Source organism: Amphibacillus marinus (genome assembly GCF_900110345.1).
GTDB classification, from domain to species: domain Bacteria; phylum Bacillota; class Bacilli; order Bacillales; family Amphibacillaceae; genus Amphibacillus_D; species Amphibacillus_D marinus.
This window is the reverse complement of sequence record NZ_FODJ01000001.1, coordinates 662,326-681,532: the sequence shown is the minus strand read 5'-3', so window position 1 is coordinate 681,532 and position 19,207 is coordinate 662,326. Positions and strand designations below refer to the sequence as shown.

Here is a 19,207-nt window from a genome sequence, read left to right as displayed (position 1 = left end):
GATTTAGGGACTAACAGCTAATTAAGATATTCTTATTGACTACATCTTAGTTGACGTTGGTGAAGCAAATCCGCAATTTTTTCCTGATTATAAAAAATTGCGGATTGCTATTCACTGGCGTCTTTTCTATTTATATAGTCAATAAGTGTGCTTGTTAATTAAAATAAAGGTATCTGACAACCTTCTGACCATCGTTGTGTTACTTGCTTGCCTCTTCTTCAACTGATCTCAAGGTTTTTGGTGATATAATGCAAATTCACTTCACCACTAAATCTTAATGTCCACCTGATCTAAGGTAGAGGAAGGTTGCATATTAAAGAAAATCAAAACAGAGTTGGAAGCTTTTTTGTTATATTTTTTTAGATATTATCTAAGTAATTTAGGGTTAACTAAAATGAAAGCGTTTTATAAAATGAAGTTGTATATATTTTTTTGAAAGGAGTGTAACTTGATCGTACAGGAAAATTAAAAATCTATAGGAGGTCTTATCGTGCTAAGGAATAAGACAAAGCCCTCACTCATTTATTTGCTGATTGTCCTACTTGTACTACCTAACGGATTGAAGCCACTCTTAAAATTACAGGCACAGGATCAAACTTCGCAATTCACGACCATCTTTCAAGAGGATTTTGCAACTGAACTAGAAAGTGTTAGTCATTCAGGTGAAGCTAATTTGGAACGAGTCAAAAGAGAGGATAATAGCGGTTCGGAACAATATGCCCTCCATGTCTCTAATCGCTCAGCTAATTGGCATGGTGTTGATCTGCGCTTCTCATCAATTGGACTAGAGGATGGAGCAACGTATAAAATTACGGTTAACGGCTTTATTGATGCTGATGAGCATACCGATCCAGGTGCGTTAGTTTTGGTACAAAATATTGAAAGTTATCAGGGGCTTTATTTAAATGCACCCATGGAGCAAGGCAAGCCTTTTACGCTGACAGGTACGTATCAAGCTGACTTTAGTAAAGATGAAGCGATTCGTATTCAATCAAACGATGTTGGTCGGGAGGTCTCTTTTAATCTTACTGAAATTGTTATTGAGCAAGACAACTCAGTTGATAACGAGACTGAAAATCCAGTTGATCAACACCCTCCGGCTGAATCATTTAAAATAATTGATTTTGAAGATGGTGAATTACAGGGATTTGAGCCGCGTGGATCTTCTGAACATTTAACGGTAACAGATGAAGCCAATTATACTGAAGATGGCCAATATGCTTTAAAGGTTGAAGGCAGATCAAATACTTGGCATGGACCTTCGCTTAGGGTTGAGCCATTTATCAATCTAGGTAAAGAATATCAGATTTCTGCATGGATTAAGCTTATCTCACCAGAAAGTAGTCAATTGCAATTATCCACTCAGATAGGTAGTGGTGATGGTGCAAGCTATAACACGATTGATAGCAAAGTAATAACTTCTGAGGATGGCTGGGTTAAATTTGCAGGAACTTATCGCTATAATAGTATTGGTAATGAATATGTGACAATTTACATTGAAAGTGCAAACAATAGTCAAGCTTCTTTTTACATTGATGACATTGTTTTTACAGAGACAGATGCTGATGAAATTGAACTTGAAACAGATTTGCAGCCACTTAAAGAGGTGTATGCTGATTATTTTTTAATTGGTAATGCGGTGTCAATTTCTGATTTAGTTGGACAGCGCTTGGATTTATTAAACATGCATCATAATCTCGTGACCGCTGAAAATGCAATGAAGCCTAGCTATGCTTACAATACAGCTAGACAGTTTGATTTTCAGGCACAGGATGAGTTGGTCAACTTAATTCAGCAACAAGATTTAGCCTTGCACGGTCATGTGCTCATTTGGCATCAACAAACCGCTGAATGGCTTCATACAAGTGATGATGGGCTAGTACTATCGCGAGAAGAGGCACTAGCTAATTTGCGTAAGCATGTTAAAACAACAGTGGAGCATTTTGGGGAACAGGTTATTTCTTGGGATGTTGTTAACGAAGCAATGAACGATAATCCCGCTAATCCAGCAGATTGGCGCGCATCATTAAGACAATCGGGCTGGTATCAGGCGATTGGAGCAGACTACATTAAAGAAGCATTCATTGCTGCACAAGAAGTCATTAATGAAAATAATTGGGATATTTCTTTGTACTACAATGATTACAACGACGATAATCAAAATAAGGCGGAAGCCATCTATCAAATGGTAAAGGAAATTAATCAAGAATATGCTAAAGAACACAATGGTGAACAACTAATTGATGGTATTGGTATGCAAGGGCATTATAACTTAAATACTAATCCAGAAAATGTTAGACTTTCTTTGGAAAAGTTTATTTCATTAGGAGTTGAAGTGGGCGTCACTGAGCTCGATGTAACAGCTGGGGGGGAGCATGCACCAACGGAGCGAGAATTACAGGCTCAAGCCTATCTATACGCTAGGTTATTCCAACTTTATCGTGAACATGCTGCCCATATTTCGCGGGTGACATTTTGGGGCTTAAATGATGCAACTAGCTGGCGATCTGCACAAAATCCGTTATTATTTGATCGTAATTTACAGGCCAAGCCAGCATATTATGCTGTTATTGACCCAGATCGCTTTATTGAAGAGCACGAAGCAGATGAACAAGAAGCCAATTTGGACTATGCGCTGTATGGAACGCCGAAGTTTGGCGCTGAACTTGATTCTGTTTGGTTTGATGCACCTGTTTTACCAATAAATCGCTATCAAATGGCGTGGCAAGGCGCTAGTGGTACAGCAAGGGTATTATGGGATGAAGCCTATTTATATGTATTGTTCCAAGTCAGTGATTCTGAGCTTGATGCCTCAAGTGAGAATGCTTGGGAGCATGACTCAGTTGAGGTCTTTGTTGATGAGAATAATGAAAAAACCTCTTTTTATCAAGCTGATGACGGGCAATACCGTGTTAATTTCTTGAATGAAGCGACTTTTAATCCAGCTGAGCTTGAAGCTAGCTTTGAATCGTTAACACATGTTAACGAAGATGGTAATGGTTACACAGTACAAATGAAAATGCCGTTTCGGACAATTGAACCTGTTGCAGATCAAATTATTGGCTTTGATCTACAAATTAATGATGGACATAATGGCTCACGACAAAGTATTGCGACCTGGAATGATTTAAGTGGTCAAGGCTTCCAAGATACTTCTGTATTTGGTCATTTAAAATTACTACAGGATAGTGAAAATCAGGATTTATATGTAACAATTAATGAAAATGAGCAAACCCCAGTGTTTCCCAGTCAAACGATTACTGTTAGGGGCTATCATTTTACTCTGGCTCTGCCAGCAGATTTACCACCTCATACGACAATTACAATAAATGTGCTGGATCAACTTGATAATCCGATATCAGCACAGGGTCTTCCACTAATAAAACGAGGTGATGTTATTGACGTTAAGCTCGAGCTTCCTACAGGCTATGAAGCCTATCAAGGTGAATTTATCCTTACATTAGATATTGATTCACTAGCGAAAAGTCCAGTAATATATTACCTAAATGAACAAATGAACCAGTGGCAGTTCAAGGGTGGCGTGATCGATCCAACTTCTGATACTATTTCTTTAGAAGTACCTAGCTTCTCAAGCTATGGGGTATTTGAGCTTAATGTCGATCAAATAGTTGCCGATCTTGAAACACGTCTTGAACAATTAATTAAGCTAGTAGCTCAATTTGAACGCCATGGTGGCGCTATAACCGAGCTTAGTCAGCAAATCGAAGAATTCAAACAAGAAGTCAATCAATTAATTGAACAAGATGAACAGTTAAGTCATTTGTTAGCTACACTATTGAACCAAGTAGCGAACTTAGAGGAACGCCTAACTGAAGAGCTGAATAAAGTCACACCAGTAGATCCGAATGAAGCTCAACGTGATGAATTAGAAACGTCAACACCTAAGTCAACGGATAGCGTTGTTGCTGGGCAAGACGGTGAGAGGCTACCCGATACAGCTACGACATTGTACAATTGGCTCTTTCTCGGAAGTGCTATTATGCTATTAGGTATTGCAAGCTATCGCTATCAATCTAAAAAAAGTAAACGTGTAGAAATTGAGTAGCTTGAGGAGCTTTTTATTAAAAGCTAAATGGTTAGTACTGGTGAAAATCAGTGATAAAATGATGGCCAGCTAATTGTTGTATGCAGATTAAAAAGTCTAATGTCTTAACTCGTCATGATTAGAAAAGGGTTGAAAAAAATTCATTATTGATGCACAATAGAGAAGTAAAATAAAATAATGACAATGTAGGGGGACTGGTTTGGCCAGTTGAGATTGTATCCGCAAGATACTGACCCTTTGAACCTGATCTGGTTTGGACCAGCGTAGGGAACATATGTTAGCACAATGACGATGTGATAATTTATGCGCCTAGGCTTTGCTTAGGCGCATTTTTATATATCACCATTAGTGTTTTATCATGATGTTCCTCCCTACTCATTAAGGAGGATTTTTTTTATGAAGAAAATAGCTATGGCACTGCTAGGCGTAGTTCTTGTACTTTTAGGTTGTAACCAAACGACAACAAACTCTAGTGGCGACGAATTATCAATTATTTTAGATTGGACACCAAACACCAATCATACTGGTATTTATGTGGCACAAGAAAAAGGTTACTTTGAAGATGAAAATCTTAAAGTGGAAATTCTTTTACCCGGACAAACAAGTGCAGACCAAGTTGTTGCAGCAGGACAAGCGGATATTGGGATTGGCTCTCAGGAAATGGTCACCAGAGCACGTGTGCAAGATGTCCCAATTATTTCAATCGCGGCTATCATTCAACACAATACATCAGGGTTTGCCTCTCCCATTGATCGTAATATTATCTCTCCAAGTGATTTTTCAGGAATGACCTATGGTGGCTTTGGTGATCCAATTGAAGAAGCGCTTTTAGATGCACTTATGACAAGTGAGAACGCAAGCGTTGAAGACGTTGACATGATTAATATTGGTCATGCCGATTTTTTCACTTCGGTACAAAGGGATATTGACTTCTCTTGGATATATTATGGCTGGACAGGTATTGAGGCAGAAATACGTGATGTTGAGCTTAATGTTCAATATTTAACGGATTATGCTGATGAGCTGGATTACTATACGCCAGTTTTATTTACCAATGAAGATTTAATTGCAACGAAACCTGAGTTACTGAGGCGCTTTGTTGCTGCTGTGTCTAAAGGTTATCAGGATGCGATTAATAATCCAACAGATACTGCGAAAATTTTGCTAGAAGCTGTGCCTGATTTAAATGAAGAGCTTGTTTATGCAAGCCAAGCATGGTTAGCCGACTGGTATCAGGCAGATGCTGAGCAATGGGGCGTACAAGAATTACCAGTGTGGGAGCGTTATGCAACTTGGCTTCATCGTAATCATTTAATTGAAGCAGTTCCAAACTTTGAAGAGGCTTTTACTAATCAATTCTTACCAGAATAAGAAAGTGAGACGATTATTCATGTGGTTATGGAAAAAAAGCTGGTTAGCACCAACTCTTGTGATAATAGGTATGTTAATTGTTTGGGAAAGTGCTACTATGATTTTAGCAATGCCAACTTGGCTGTTACCTGCACCGACCATTATTGCCCGAGAAATAATTACAAGCTGGTCGGCCTTTCAACAACATTTTTGGGCAACAACAAGCCTTGCGGTAATAGGTTTTATTGTAGGAGTAAGCATAGGATTATTATTAGCATTGGTCTTACATCTATGTCCGCGAATTAGGCAATCTATTTATCCGATACTTATTATGTCACAGAATATACCAATTATTGTCTTAGCTCCCTTATTAGTAATTTGGTTTGGTTTTGGGCTTTTTCCAAAGATAATTGTGATAACTCTTGTTTGCTTCTTTCCAATTGTTATTGCGACTCTAGCTGGCTTAGGGCAAACAAATGATGATTTACTCCATTATCTACGCATGTCTGGTGCTTCAAAGAAGCAAATTTTTTTAAAGCTTGAACTGCCCCATTCAGTGCCCAGTATTCTTTCTGGTCTAAAAATCTCTGCCACCTATAGCGTGATGGGTGCTGTTATTTCAGAATGGCTTGGTGCAAACCGAGGAATAGGGCTCTATATGACTTTAGCGCAATCATCGTTTCGAACCGATCGTGTCTTTGTCGCCATCTTTTTTATTATGCTGGTGTGTATGTGTTTCTTTGGCACCATTTTATTTTTGGAACATCGTGTGCTGAAAGGTTTTCAGAAGAGAGGGCGGTCGTAATGGCAGAATTAGCTGTCAAGCAACTAACTAAAGGATTTGGTAATAAGTGTGTACTTGAAGACTTAACCTTTTCAATTGATAAGGGTGAGTTTGTTTCTATTCTTGGACCTTCGGGGAGTGGTAAAAGCACGCTTTTTCATCTCATTGGCGGGCTCCTTCAGCCTGATGCTGGCGAGATTAGCATAAATAAACAACAAATTAATGGTATGACTGGTCAAATAGGCTATATGCCGCAAAATCCATCATTATTTCCATGGCGAACGGTGCTGGATAATGTCGTGCTTGGACAAGAACTTCATGGAAAACCCAATCTTGCTTTAGCCATGGAGATGATTAATAAGGCTGGCTTGAGCGAAATGGAAACTACTTATCCTGATGAGTTATCTGGCGGGATGAAACAGCGGGTTGCTTTTATTCGAGCATTATTAAGTCCACAACAATTGTTGTGTTTGGATGAACCTTTTTCTGCCCTTGATGAATTTACCAGACAGGATATGCAGAATTGGTTGTTAACGGTGTGGCAAGCTTATCGTAAATCGATACTTTTTATTACACATAGTATTGATGAAGCCCTTTATTTGTCTGATCGAATTATTGTCTTGAGTACAAATCCAGCACGAATCAAGGCGATTTTTCAGCCTAGTTTCCCCCATCCAAGACAACAACGTTTACTGTTGTCAGATGAGTTTTTGAGTTGGAAACGTAAGGTAACAAAGGCGGTAAGACAAGCTTAATTTATGCACGACTAGACAAATCAAAAGAAGTAACAGAGATAACAAATGATTCTTGTAACATTTTAGAGAATCATTTGTTTTTTTAGGTATTCAACTTTCGTAGCCTGATAAAAAAACTGTTTGCCTCAATTCTTGCAACTAAGCACGCTTGATGACTCTTTAGTCAACTTAGCTGAAATTTACTATATCGATGTGATAGTTGAGTAAGCAATAATACTAACGAGTAGAGAAGATGTGCGCTGTTAGTTAAAATCGTTATTAGTCTGTTCTCTCCATCGTAGCATTATATTTAAAATATGCATAAAATTTAAAACCTGCTAAATATCTGACAAATTGGTAATAATTAGTCTGGATAATAAAAAAGAAATATACGGAAATTTCACCATTTTCGTATTTAACTGAATCGTGCATAAGCAAGTATTTTAGCTTAGGCTTAAGGGACCGCGGAATAATTGTGTGGGTACCCATTAATGGAGCCTAGTTATGGAGAACAAATTTAATCAAATTATTTCTCAATACGAACCAATGATTTACCATATGTTAAAAAAATATCAGGTGAGAGATCGAGGTGGCGATTATCATCAAGAATTACTAATCGTCTTATGGGAAGCAACGGTTAACTATCGACCGGGAAAGATGAAATTCTCAACCTATTTGTACACCCGAATTAGGTTTAAACTCATTGATTTAATTAGGAAGAACAGCAGAATAAGTGAGAAAGAGCACTTCAGCGATGTGGAACTCATGCACACGTATTGCTTAGAATCTGCATATGATTGGGATTTCATCCTAATCAATCAAATTGAGCAAGTTCTGACAAAGCGGGAGTGGCAATGGTTTGTCGAGCACATTTTTTATGGGAAAACCCTCGTAGAAATTGCTGATCTTTACCATGTTAGTACAAATGCAGTCCGCCATTGGAAACGCAAGGCAATTCCCAAAATTAGACCATTACTCCGAAACCTTGATTAAGAGTATAGATGTGAGGTATGGTAGAATAGTAAGAGGTTGTTAACTTAAACCAAATAAATGAAGCGAGCCAATTGAAAAGGATGAAGCTAAGTGTTTTTACTTAATAAAATTTGGCAGGGCGTTAAAACAAATGCCTATTATATTTACTTAGTAGTAGCGATTCTTTTAACCGGAGCTGCAGCCTATGTCTTGTTAGAACCGGAGTTACGTTTACACGAAGAAGGCTATGAATCAATTACACAGTTATTTTATATTTACATCACAGTTGCCTTAGTGAATTATGGCTACTTCTTTTTCTATAGCAGAAAAAGAGCGAAACGAGAACAGATGCAAGGAGGTCAAAATGAGCAAAACTAAGCAGAATTGGCGGCTAATGCATGGACTAATGATCAGCTTTTACTTGTTAGGGCTCTTAGCTTTTGTAGTTATTGGCGACTTGTCTGCTCCAGTGAATCGCGTTTTATTTACTGTTTTTCTAATCATTATTATCCAAGAAATTTTTAAATATGTGCAAAGATTGCGAAGGGATCTAAATAAGCTTTGAAAGGAGAGTAAGGTGAAGCAGCTTTCGAGATTATGGGTACTATTATTTGGGTGTCTTTTCCTAGTGCTTGGTTGTAACGAGCAAGCAGACGGCATTCAGTTTTATGGTGAAGGTGAGCATTGGAAAGCAACCTTAGCTTATTATGGAAATATCGCCAGTGGTGGGTCAGAACAGCATGTCGACTCCAACGAGGAGTATAATTTTCAATTAACAATTATTTACCAAGGTAAGCTTGCTGAAGCTGACTGGTTAACCGAAATGCGCTACCAATTAGACTTGGGGGCGCTAGGGACAATTGATCAAACTAAACGTTTCGATGAACCACACGAAATAAGTGCTTTTTATATTACTGGTTTTGTAGAGAGCGAAGAGCCTTTATTGCTTAACGAAAAAATTAATTTAGCTATTGAATGGGATGAACAAAGTGAGCAGATACCGCTTACTTTTGTAGAACAAGAACAAGAATGAGCTTGAGGCTGGGACATAACTAAATATTGAGACAGGGTATCCGAACATTATGATTAAGCGTAGGTAAAATACGTAGACTCCTGTGGGACCAGCACGAGCTGAGGATCCACTGTGTGAAGTGTTTTTCTTCACACAGTGGGGATGTTAGACTAAGTGCGCGACGTCGTGTCGCAACACCTAACTGACTCACATCCTGTGAGCCCGAAGATGTCACGTTTGTGCCCTTGGGTGCTAGCGTGACACTGAATATGGAATGTTAGGCTAAGTGCGCGACGTCGTGTCGCAACGCCTAACTGACCCACATCCTGTGAGCCCAAGCGCTATACGCTTTCAGACATAATGTTCGGATTTTCCTTATTTAATTACGCTTTTGTCCCAGTCACAAGTTTTAATTGGTCGTTGATCAGAATTGCTGTCATCTCTTAGATAAAGATTTTTTGACTTGATTTTAAAAGTGCTTAAGAAAAATGCCAACCTCAATGTCTTGGTGTCCGTATCACTCTGGCAAAACGCTTCACTTTCATCAACTTATAAAATGTGAATTTCCTTCATCCCAGCTAATTTAATAGAATTAGGTAAGTCAATTCATGCTGTATTGACAAATTTAGTTGTCAATAGATATAATATCTATGACAACTAAAATTGTCATTATGACTATAATTATTGTCGATAGATATAGGAGGAGTTTTATGCCATTATTTAATTCGTTAAAGGTTTATCGAGCAAAACTGGGCATAAATCAAGCAGAGCTGGGCAAGCGTGTTGGCGTATCAAGGCAGACCATTAGTTTAATTGAAAGAGGTGACTATTCGCCATCAGTAACACTTGCTTTAAAGCTTGCTGCTGTCTGTGCTGTTAATGTTGAAGATATATTTTATTATCAGGAGGATGATTAGTGTGAAAAGATTTATGATTAAATTACTATTAATGATGCTAGCGGGTTTTACAGTGGGCTTTGGCATGGGGTTATTCTCAGACCAGATTGCCAATCTTTCATTTAGCTTTGATCCCGTTACGATGTTCATATATGAACAGATTCTTTATATTCAGTTAACACTCTTTACCCTCATGCTCGTACCGCTATATATATCCTTATTTAAAGCCAATTCAACAATCAAGAAAATCAATACTAACCTAGACATTGAAAATGACCAGGCGGAAAAACGATTTCAGAAACTATATACAGCTGGTGCTGTGTTAAATCGGATTATGCTCGTCAGCAATTTCATCTTAATGGCATTTGCCAGCAATGATGGTAACCAGTATATTCTTATCACATCGATCATTTTTATTGTCATCTTCTTTTTAGCAAGTGTAAATGAAGTGCTAACCTTAAAGATGTATCAATTATATGATCCTAGTAAAAAAGGAGATCCTTATGCTACTAACTTCCCAAAGAAATTATTTGCTGGCTATGATGAGGCTGAAAAACTAGAGGTCTATCAAGCAGCCTACTCAACTTTTCGAGTAATGGAGCAATTGTTGCTTTGGCTACTGCTTGTTGGACTAATCGGGCGGGTGATGTTTGATTTAAGTACGAGTATAATAGTATTGATTGGTTTAATTTGGTTAGCGCACTCTTTAACTTATTATTATTTTGGGACTAAACAAACTAAAAACCAAATCATTTATAGCGATATACAAGATTGATAAAATTGATTAATAGATACCCCTATAAAGGAGCTGGAAAAATGTTAAAAACTGATTTTCTAAATCATCCCCATCAGGTTTCTAGAGTAACGACATTTGCAAAAAACGGCATGGTTGCGGCAAGTCAGCCACTGGCTGCACAGGTAGGTCTTGATATGCTAAAACGCGGTGGTAATGCAATTGATGCCGCTATTGCGACTGCCGCAGCATTAACGGTACTTGAGCCAACCTCAAATGGCATTGGTAGTGATGCCTTTGCTCTTGTCTGGGTTAAGGATCGCTTATATGGCTTAAATGCTAGTGGACGATCGCCAGCTACTATTTCTGTTGAAGCAGTTAAAGCGATGGGTTTTGACAACATGCCAACGTTTGGCTGGACACCGGTAACTGTACCAGGAGCTCCAGGAGCATGGGCAGCATTATCTAAGCGCTTTGGTCGTCTTGCCTTTAAGGATTTATTAGCACCTGCAATTAACTATGCAGCTGAGGGATACCCAATTAGTCCAGTACTTGGCGATATGTGGAACCGAAGTTTTCAGCGCTTCAAACAGGAGCTAACCGACCAGCAGTTTGAAAATTGGTTTACGACCTTTGCACCAAACGGGAAACCACCACAAATTGGTGAGCTTTGGCGTTCACCAGATCATGCGAAAACATTAAAAGAAATTGCCGAAACTGATGCAGAAAGCTTTTATCGTGGAAATATTGCCAATCAAATCGCCCAACAATCGGCAGCAAATGATGGCTTTTTAACAAAGGCAGATTTAGCCGCATTTACACCTGAATGGGTCGAGCCAATCTCAATTAATTATCATGGCTATGATGTTTGGGAGATGCCACCTAATGGTCAAGGTATTATTGCACTGATAGCACTTAACCTACTTAAAAATGAGGATGTTAAGCAACTTAGTGTTGTTGATCGCTATCATAAGCAGATTGAAGCAATTAAGCTAGGCTTTGCTGATGGACAAGCTTATGTAACAGATCCAGTGAAGATGCAAGTACAGTCGATGGACCTGCTTAGTGATCGTTATGCTGATCAACGTCGTCAGTTGATTCAAGACCAAGCTTCATTACCAGAACCAGGCACATTACCACGAGGTGGGACGGTTTACTTAGCAACAGCAGATAGTGAGGGTAATATGGTTTCATTTATTCAAAGTAATTATATGGGCTTTGGCTCGGGAATTGTCGTGAAGGACACTGGAATCGCTTTGCAAAATCGTGGTGCTGATTTTTCCCTTGATCCAAGCCATGATAATGTGTTAGAAGGTGGAAAGAGAACGTACCATACGATTATTCCGGGCTTCTTAACAAAAGATAATCAGCCAATTGGACCATTTGGGGTAATGGGAGGCTACATGCAGCCACAGGGTCATCTGCAAGTGATCATGAATGCGATTGATTTTGGCCTTCACCCACAAGCCGCATTAGATGCACCGAGGTGGCAGTGGCTTGAAGCGAAGCAGGTGCTGGTAGAACCGAGCTTTCCAACTGATGTTGCGCAAGCTTTGGCGCGGAAAGGTCACCAGATTCAAGTTGCGCTTGAATCTGTCAGTTTTGGTCGTGGCCAGATTATTTGGCGCGACCCGAAAACGGGTATTCTTCAGGGGGGAACTGAATCACGTACAGATGGAGCTATTGCTGCTTGGTAAAAAGGTAGAGTACGCACATGCCTTATTTATACACTTAATCTCGTTTATTATGGTACTTTTTTTAACACGCGTGCTTGTCAATTAGCATATAATGAAATAGATTGTTAGATAGTTTAACAGTCAGATTGCAACATTCTTAAAACAGTTTATAGTGGAATTGAGATCAATCTTTCTCATCCCAAAAAAAGATTTTTGTGTCTAGCCTCAAGCATGATGAACATGTTTGAGGCTTATTTTTAAAGATTTATCAATTGTAAGAGTAATGAACGGTGTTTATTTTAAAAAAAGTTTAATTATATAGAGGGGGATTTGGCAGTGCATCATTTAAAACCATTTCAATTATCAAACCGTTTTTCTGATTCAATCAAGGCGGTAGGCTCAGCATTTGCAAAGAAAAATAGGGATTTGATCTCATTAGCCTATGGTTTCCCTGCACCTGAGACCTTTCCAATCTCAGCACTTGTGCAAGCAAGTGCAACAGCTTTGCAAGAAGAAGGGACAAGTGCCTTACAATATACCGGAGGTCCTGGCCGTCACTATTTGCCAACCTGGGTCACTGAGCGAGCTAAACTCCGTCAGATTGAGGCTACTCCTGAACAAGTCCTGATTACTAATGGTTCAATGCATGCAATTGAATTAGCCATACGTACACTAACAAGTGAGGGCGACCAAGTATGGATTGAAGCACCGTCGTTCTTTGGCGCAGTGCGAATGATTGAATTAGCAGGCGTTAGTATTCGAGAATTTCCAGTAGATCAACATGGTTTAGATGTAGATTTAATCGAGCAAGCCTTACTTCAAGCTATTAATCAGCAGAAACCATTGCCAAAGGTATTATATATCATACCGAACTATCATAATCCAACTGGTGTAACATTATCACTGGAAAGACGAAAGCGCTTAGCAGAACTTGCTTACCGTTATAATTTCTTTATTGTGGAGGATGATGCTTATGTTGATTTAAGCTTTGATCAGGCATACCTGCCTGCAGTTTATAAATTTGCGCCAGAACGAACCATTTATGTTAGTACCTTTTCAAAAATTATTGCACCGGGTGTCAGATTAGGCTGGGCAATTGGTAATCAAGAGGTTATTCAATATATGGGAATTTCAAAATCAGACGGTGCAACAAATGTGCTTAGTCAAGAGATCGTTGCTAACTTCTTGCAGAACTTGGACCTTGACCAGCATTTGGGGCAAATCACTACCCTTTATCAACAACGGTGCCAAACCATGATTCAAGCGATTAATTTTCATTTTGGTTCAGAGGTAAGTTACACCATTCCATCAGGCGGGTTCTTTATTTGGTTGACCTTCCCTAAGTCTATTGATACGAAGCAATTACAGCTAGCATGTTTAGAGCAAGGTGTTTCCTTTTTGGCAGGAGAAGATTTTTATTACCAAGCTCGAGAGCACAATCATGTAAGGCTTTGTTTTACCTTTTCTAATGAAGCACTCATTAAACAAGCGATTAAAATAATTGCAGATGTCTACCATGAAAGGAGACACCACCTTTCCTTATTAGAAGAAGTAAGATAAAGAAGGGTATTGCTAGAGTATGGTTGAAGAAATTTATTAGCCTATGGTATAATTAGGTTTGAATAAGGTGGAGAGGCTCACCTAAGGTAACCTTAAACTGTACAGAACGTGCCAATAGCTTCTACAAATGACAGTGTATGCTGTTTTTTGTAGTGGCTATTTTTTGTGATTAAAACTCTAAAGGAGGAGATTAGCGTGTTATTAAGCATAGGTTTACTGGGGTTGTTTGGTTATTTAGCAGCAAAGTTAACTGAAAAAATGAAGTTGCCGGGTTTAGTCGGGCTGCTTGTTATCGGCAGTTTGCTTGGTCCATATTTTTTCAATGTACTTCAGCCTGACTTGCTAAGCATTTCTCAAGATCTGCGTACATGCGTGTTAATTCTATTATTATTGCAAGCCGGGTTAGGGCTTAAAAAAGAGAACTTAAAGAAAATCGGCTTTTTAGCTATTAAAATGAGTAGCATTCCCTGTATTTTTGAGGGGATATTTATTCTAGGAGCAGCTTATTATTTATTAGATTTCAATATCGCTGAGGCTGGTATGCTTGGTTTTATTATTGCAGCGGTTTCCCCTGCTATCCTTGTACCAAGCATGCTTGAGCTTATAAAAGAAAGGCTTGGTGAAGATAAGCAAATTCCTGCTCTGTTATTGGCTGGTGCATCAATTGATGACGTGTTTGCAATTACTTTGTTTTCGGTATTCCTAGGTCTAGGTACAACTGAACGTGTTAATATCGTCTATGAGCTTGGCCAAATTCCCATTAGTATTATTGTATCTATATTAGCCGGAGCTATCCTTGCTTGTGTGTTAATTTGGTTGTTTAAGATCACAGATTTTTTTAACCAACATACTGATCAGTTGGTTGTCTTGCTCGCCTCGGCATTACTATTTTATGTCATTGGTGAAGGGATAGGAATCGCTGGCTTACTGGGAATTCTTGCAGTGGGGTTTGTCCTTCGCAAATACGAGCCAGAAATCTCAGATGCGTTTTCTAATAAACTAGCACAGATTTGGGTCTTTGCTCAAATTATTTTATTTACTTTGGTCGGTGCTGAAGTGGATGTGGCTGTTGCTTTACAAGCTGGATTAGTTGGACTTATGATAATTATGCTCGGCCTAATTGGTCGGAGTCTCGGGGTTTGGATAGCAACAGCTAGAACAGCTCTAAATAATAAGGAACGCCTATTTTGTATTATTGCTTATCTACCGAAAGCAACTGTTCAGGCTGCAATTGGTTCACTGCCATTAGCAGCTGGGGTCAGTGGCGGAAGTAAAATCCTTGCAATTGCTATTTTGTCGATTGTCGTAACGGCACCGTTGGGCGCGATTGGAATTAAGGTCTTTGCACGAAGATTATTGGTGTAATCATTAGCTAGCGTGTAAGAACAGCTTTATCTTGAACTCTGAAATGGTATAATGCTCTATATAGGTTTTTACAGGGAGGTTTTAAGAATGTTCCGATTTGAAATTGAAGCTGGATTAGCGTTAAAGCCACTTGAGTTAAAGGATGGTAATAAGCTTTATCAGCTTATTACAGAATCACGTCAGCATTTACGTACGTACTTACCATTTGTTGACCAGACAGCTAAACCAGAGGATACGCTTGAATTTGTTAAAGCAACAGTAATCAGTAATGCTGAACAAAAGTCATTTGTTACCGTTGTGTTAGTGGAAGAGCAGATTGCTGGTTTAGTTGGCTTTAATCAGATTAGCTGGCCAAACAAAAAGGCGGAGGTAGGGTATTGGCTAGCTGAGCCATTTATTAAACGAGGGATAACAACGAAGGCCGTTCGCGCAATTATTAATTATGCTTTCAAAACACTAGAGCTAAACCGGATTACTATTCGTGCTGCCTTCTTTAACAAAGCAAGCCAGGGTGTAGCAAAGAAGTTAGGTTTTCAACAGGAAGGTGTTATCAGAGAGGCAGAATGGGTCAATGATCAGTTTGTTGATCATGTTGTCTATGGCATGTTAAAAAGGGATTGGGTGCCTGAACCGCGCAGTCAGGATTAACTTAAGGAAGTAGGCATAAAATGAAAAAACAAAGTTTTACCGTATCAGATCAGGCAGAGCTGTTGGAATTTCTCTTAACAAACATGAGTAGAGGACGTAATTTTGTTAAGAACTTGTTGGCACGAGGGCAAGTATCTGTTGATGGAAAAAAGGAAACACGCTATAACGTCCAGCTTACCACTGGTCAAATTGTTTCTATTCAAGCAAAAAAAACGCATGAAAGCAGCCTTAAAGGTGTAAAAATCTTGCATGAGGATAAGGATATTATTGTTATTAACAAGGATTCTGGTCTATTAACGATTGCATCAAAGCCAAATGATTCTCAAACGACTGCTCATCGGGAGCTAATGACTTATGTAAAACAAAAAAATTACAAAGATCGTATTTTTATTGTGCATCGTTTGGACCGTGATACATCAGGCGTACTTATTTTTGCCAAAAATGAGCAAGCAAAGCTTATCCTTCAGAATAACTGGAAGGAGCAAGTTAAAGAAAGAACCTATCTTGCTTTAGTAGAGGGCCAAGTTAAGCTAAAGCAGAATACCATTACCTCATGGTTGAAGGAATCTGAAACACATCAAATGTACGTGAGTAAGAGTTCGCGTGATGCCAAAAAAGCGGTATTGCATTATCAAGTTCTAAAGCAAAGTCGTGACTTTTCACTACTCAAGGTTAATCTTGATACAGGGAGGAAAAACCAAATACGTATTCAATTAGCCTCCATTGGTCATCCGATCGTGGGTGATAAAAAGTATCGAGCTAACGGTAATCCAATTAAGCGCCTGGGCCTACATGCAGCTGTTATTTGCTTTATTCACCCTACTTCAAAAAAGAAAATGCGCTTTGAAGTGCCAGCGCCTAAAGTATTCAATACATGTTGTGGCTAGTATAGTGATTTATCTGAAGGTGAGGGGTTGTTATGTATATTACCATTGCTGAGGCTGCTGATTATCTTGATTTATCAGAGAAGGAAGTGCGTCAGCTTGTTTTTACCCAAAAGATTAAAGCTGTTTATGATGGTAAGCAATATTTAGTAAATAAAGGGCAGTTTGACGCACACTTACGAGAAATGGAAAAGTATCGTGCTGTGATGCAAGAGATCTTAAATGAACCTATTCCTGAGAGTGCCTTTGTTAGAGATGAGGATTAATGGGATTACGCTCACCCAAATTATTGGGGCTGTTAGCGTAACACACATGTTTTTCGGTAAATAAAGCGAACGGCCATTGATGCCGTTCGCTGTTTATTTGTCTCTTTTTAGTTGTGTACCTTTATATTAGGTAAGCTGGTACCTCGAGCACCTCGGACATCAATTTCGGTATTTTCATAAGGGTAGAAAATAATAAAGTTTTGTTTAACATTTTCTGAAAGTTTTTGTGGTAAAGCCTCAAGATTAGGATTCCACGCTACTGTTCCTTTTCTTGCACTAATAGCCATAATAAGGTCATCCTTACCAAGTTTTGCACAATAACGATCAAGCATGTCCCAATCTGGTAAATGGGTAAAGGTCGCCCCGTTTGTAGGCTTAATTGGTCGGATGAAATCTTGAACCTGCTCAAAGTCTTCATCCATTACCAAATATCTCATTTTGCAGCTAATTTGCTTAACAATTTTTTTAATAATCTGTAAAGCATCTAAAAACCCTGGTTTAGCCGCTATCCCCTCTGGTAAGACGACAATCATCCGCTCAGTTGTTTGGATGGGTTGTACCTGCTTTACAATCAGGGCACGAATATAAGTATGGTCTAGAACATTATCAATAATTCCCCCAAAAACCCTTTCAGTACTTGATTTAGCACCATTCCAACCGGTAACAATTGTCGTAATCCGTTCCTCAGTAGCTGCACGTTCAATGCCCCAACCAATACTATTATCAACGCGTGTTAACGGTCTGACTGGAACTTCTGCACCAGCTGCATAGAAGATAGCATGACCAAGCATTTTTTCCGTAGTAGCCACATCTGCTTCTGCTTCTTTTGCATTTTTATTAATGACCTTCAATGGATAAATAGGTTGCTCTGACTTAGTCGCAGTACGTACTAGAAAACCCAAGTCCATTAGTGATTCCATAGTATTAGGATTGGCAATTGGAATAAGAATGCGCTCTGGTCTATCTTCGTTTAATTCAGCTGCTGTTGGCTGTGCTTGATTAATAGCTAGCTTTCTAGCAAATTTCTCAGTTAAAAAGGTTCCCGCAATACAGGTAACTAAGATCATGATAATAATTGCGTTAACCGTTGCTTGATTTAGTAAACCTAGATCAAAACCAACAAGTGTAGCGGCTAATGTTCCGGCTGCTTGCGGTAAGGATAGGCCAAAGATTAACATTTGTTCATCTCTATTATAGTGATAGATTCTGGTAACAATAATACTAGCAATATATTTTCCAGTAATTAAGGCAAGGACAATACAGATTGTTAGTAATAAATTTCCCCAGCTTGAGAATAAAGCCGATAAGTCCATTAACATCCCAACTGAAAGTAAGAAGAATGGAACAAAAAGTGCATTAGCAGAGAATTTAATTCGATTCATAAGTGAGCCGTGTTGATAGATATATTTGTTTAAAGCTAATCCGGCAAGAAACGCTCCAATAATTGGTTGTAAGCCAGCAAATAAAGCTAACCAACCTGAAATAAACAAAATGGCAACAACAAAGTTAAACTCGTTCGCGCCATCTAATCCAGATATCTTAAAAAACCACTTGGATAGATAGGGTACGCCAAATAGGATGACTGAAGTATAAGTCCCAATTGCTAATATTAGTTGAATCCAGAATTGAGCATTTACATCTCCAACAGCTAAGCCAGCGATAATTGCTAACAGGATCATCGCCATTGATTCCGAGATGAAGGTACCTCCAATTGTAGCAATGACAGATTTATTGCGATTTACGCCCATTCTGCTTGCAATTGGGTAGGCAAGTAATGTGTGTGAGCCCAAAATCATTCCAAGTAGAAAGGCTGCGATCGGGGAGAAACCAAAGATAAAACCGATTGTCATCGCAATAGAAAATGGCAGTATAAAGGTAATAACACCAAACGCAAGACTTCTATTTCGATACTTTTTAAAACCGTCAATATCTAACTCTAAGCCAGCAATAAAAACAATAAATAAAAGCCCAACTGTACCTAACAATTCGATGGTGCTGTCTCTTGCAAGTACATTAAAACCATAGGGACCTAGAATAACGCCAGCTAGAATCGGTCCGACAATACCAGGCATACGTAATCTTGTCATAATAAATGGACTTACTAAGAAAATAATGACTGCAATAGCAAAGATTATTACAGGTTCTTGAACTGGTTGCCCCATTTTAAAAAAATCCCTCCAAACAAGAATCATAATGATAAGCTTGCTCTATATTTATTTACATGATGAGAAAAATTATAGCGGATTCTGAAACAAAAGTAT

At 38.7% G+C, this 19,207-nt stretch carries 17 protein-coding genes and 1 riboswitch; of the genes, 16 read left to right on the top strand and 1 reads right to left on the bottom strand.

All coding sequences use genetic code 11. The annotated features are described in order from the left end of the window. The first annotated feature begins 490 nt into the window (after window positions 1-490). The 16 genes from BM000_RS03305 (at window position 491) to BM000_RS03230 (ending at window position 16,946) form a co-directional block, all read left to right on the top strand. Window positions 491-4,066, top strand: coding sequence for an endo-1,4-beta-xylanase (locus BM000_RS03305; RefSeq protein WP_245751555.1), 3,576 nt, complete (start codon window positions 491-493; stop codon window positions 4,064-4,066). A 177-nt stretch (window positions 4,067-4,243) separates the two neighbouring features. Further along, a riboswitch (TPP riboswitch) is annotated at window positions 4,244-4,353 on the top strand. A gap of 109 nt (window positions 4,354-4,462) precedes the next feature. Next, window positions 4,463-5,437, top strand: coding sequence for an ABC transporter substrate-binding protein (locus BM000_RS03300; protein WP_091494787.1), 975 nt, complete (start codon window positions 4,463-4,465; stop codon window positions 5,435-5,437). Window positions 5,438-5,456: 19 nt separating this feature from the next. After that, a complete protein-coding gene (locus BM000_RS03295; protein ID WP_091494785.1) occupies window positions 5,457-6,221 on the top strand; it encodes an ABC transporter permease in 765 nt (254 codons plus the stop codon). Then, window positions 6,221-6,955, top strand: coding sequence for an ABC transporter ATP-binding protein (locus BM000_RS03290; protein WP_091494783.1), 735 nt, complete (start codon window positions 6,221-6,223; stop codon window positions 6,953-6,955). Before BM000_RS03295 ends, BM000_RS03290 begins: the two co-directional genes overlap by 1 nt. Before the next feature lie 483 nt (window positions 6,956-7,438). Beyond that, window positions 7,439-7,927: a sigma-70 family RNA polymerase sigma factor gene (locus BM000_RS03285; protein ID WP_091494781.1), complete on the top strand. Its 489-nt coding sequence runs from the start codon at window positions 7,439-7,441 to the stop codon at window positions 7,925-7,927. Window positions 7,928-8,017: 90 nt separating this feature from the next. Further along, window positions 8,018-8,284, top strand: coding sequence for a hypothetical protein (locus tag BM000_RS03280; RefSeq protein WP_091494779.1), 267 nt, complete (start codon window positions 8,018-8,020; stop codon window positions 8,282-8,284). Continuing rightward, window positions 8,271-8,471, top strand: a complete 201-nt coding sequence (locus BM000_RS03275) for a hypothetical protein (protein ID WP_091494777.1) — start codon at window positions 8,271-8,273, stop codon at window positions 8,469-8,471. The genes BM000_RS03280 and BM000_RS03275 overlap by 14 nt, the downstream gene beginning before the upstream one ends. 12 nt (window positions 8,472-8,483) lie before the next feature. Next, window positions 8,484-8,939, top strand: a complete 456-nt coding sequence (locus BM000_RS03270; RefSeq protein WP_091494775.1) for a hypothetical protein — start codon at window positions 8,484-8,486, stop codon at window positions 8,937-8,939. Between the two features lie 689 nt (window positions 8,940-9,628). Then, the gene (locus tag BM000_RS03265) at window positions 9,629-9,835 is read left to right on the top strand and encodes a helix-turn-helix transcriptional regulator (protein ID WP_091494773.1); all 207 of its coding nucleotides are present in this window, start codon (window positions 9,629-9,631) and stop codon (window positions 9,833-9,835) included. A gap of 1 nt (window position 9,836) precedes the next feature. Then, a complete protein-coding gene (locus BM000_RS03260; protein WP_177178185.1) occupies window positions 9,837-10,589 on the top strand; it encodes a DUF3169 family protein in 753 nt (250 codons plus the stop codon). A 41-nt stretch (window positions 10,590-10,630) separates the two neighbouring features. Beyond that, window positions 10,631-12,244 carry a gamma-glutamyltransferase gene (gene ggt, locus BM000_RS03255; RefSeq protein WP_091494769.1) on the top strand — a complete coding sequence of 538 codons (1,614 nt, stop codon included), beginning with the start codon at window positions 10,631-10,633 and terminating at the stop codon, window positions 12,242-12,244. A gap of 315 nt (window positions 12,245-12,559) precedes the next feature. Continuing rightward, the gene (locus BM000_RS03250; RefSeq protein WP_091494767.1) at window positions 12,560-13,783 is read left to right on the top strand and encodes an aminotransferase-like domain-containing protein; all 1,224 of its coding nucleotides are present in this window, start codon (window positions 12,560-12,562) and stop codon (window positions 13,781-13,783) included. A 195-nt stretch (window positions 13,784-13,978) separates the two neighbouring features. After that, window positions 13,979-15,148: a cation:proton antiporter domain-containing protein gene (locus tag BM000_RS03245; protein ID WP_091494765.1), complete on the top strand. Its 1,170-nt coding sequence runs from the start codon at window positions 13,979-13,981 to the stop codon at window positions 15,146-15,148. 87 nt (window positions 15,149-15,235) lie between these two features. Beyond that, window positions 15,236-15,796, top strand: a complete 561-nt coding sequence (locus tag BM000_RS03240) for a GNAT family N-acetyltransferase (protein ID WP_091494763.1) — start codon at window positions 15,236-15,238, stop codon at window positions 15,794-15,796. Window positions 15,797-15,816: 20 nt separating this feature from the next. Next, a complete protein-coding gene (locus tag BM000_RS03235; protein ID WP_091494761.1) occupies window positions 15,817-16,683 on the top strand; it encodes an RluA family pseudouridine synthase in 867 nt (288 codons plus the stop codon). Between the two features lie 32 nt (window positions 16,684-16,715). Further along, on the top strand, window positions 16,716-16,946 hold the full coding sequence (locus BM000_RS03230; RefSeq protein ID WP_091494759.1) for a helix-turn-helix domain-containing protein: 231 nt from the start codon (window positions 16,716-16,718) through the stop codon (window positions 16,944-16,946). Between the two features lie 107 nt (window positions 16,947-17,053). Here BM000_RS03230 and BM000_RS03225 read toward each other — a convergent pair whose 3' ends face one another. Then, the gene (locus BM000_RS03225; RefSeq protein WP_091494757.1) at window positions 17,054-19,108 is read right to left on the bottom strand and encodes a cation:proton antiporter; all 2,055 of its coding nucleotides are present in this window, start codon (window positions 19,106-19,108) and stop codon (window positions 17,054-17,056) included. Window positions 19,109-19,207: the final 99 nt, after the last annotated feature.

Bases quoted from the DNA above. Each gene is read 5' to 3' on its own strand.
- BM000_RS03300 (WP_091494787.1), top strand. From the start codon at position 4,463: ATGAAGAAAATAGCTATGGCACTGCTAGGCGTAGTTCTTGTACTTTTA.
- BM000_RS03295 (WP_091494785.1), top strand. From the start codon at position 5,457: ATGTGGTTATGGAAAAAAAGCTGGTTAGCACCAACTCTTGTGATAATA.
- BM000_RS03290 (WP_091494783.1), top strand. From the start codon at position 6,221: ATGGCAGAATTAGCTGTCAAGCAACTAACTAAAGGATTTGGTAATAAG.
- BM000_RS03285 (WP_091494781.1), top strand. From the start codon at position 7,439: ATGGAGAACAAATTTAATCAAATTATTTCTCAATACGAACCAATGATT.
- BM000_RS03275 (WP_091494777.1), top strand. From the start codon at position 8,271: ATGAGCAAAACTAAGCAGAATTGGCGGCTAATGCATGGACTAATGATC.
- BM000_RS03265 (WP_091494773.1), top strand. From the start codon at position 9,629: ATGCCATTATTTAATTCGTTAAAGGTTTATCGAGCAAAACTGGGCATA.
- ggt (WP_091494769.1), top strand. From the start codon at position 10,631: ATGTTAAAAACTGATTTTCTAAATCATCCCCATCAGGTTTCTAGAGTA.
- BM000_RS03240 (WP_091494763.1), top strand. From the start codon at position 15,236: ATGTTCCGATTTGAAATTGAAGCTGGATTAGCGTTAAAGCCACTTGAG.
- BM000_RS03235 (WP_091494761.1), top strand. From the start codon at position 15,817: ATGAAAAAACAAAGTTTTACCGTATCAGATCAGGCAGAGCTGTTGGAA.
- BM000_RS03230 (WP_091494759.1), top strand. From the start codon at position 16,716: ATGTATATTACCATTGCTGAGGCTGCTGATTATCTTGATTTATCAGAG.
- BM000_RS03225 (WP_091494757.1), bottom strand. From the start codon at position 19,108: ATGGGGCAACCAGTTCAAGAACCTGTAATAATCTTTGCTATTGCAGTC.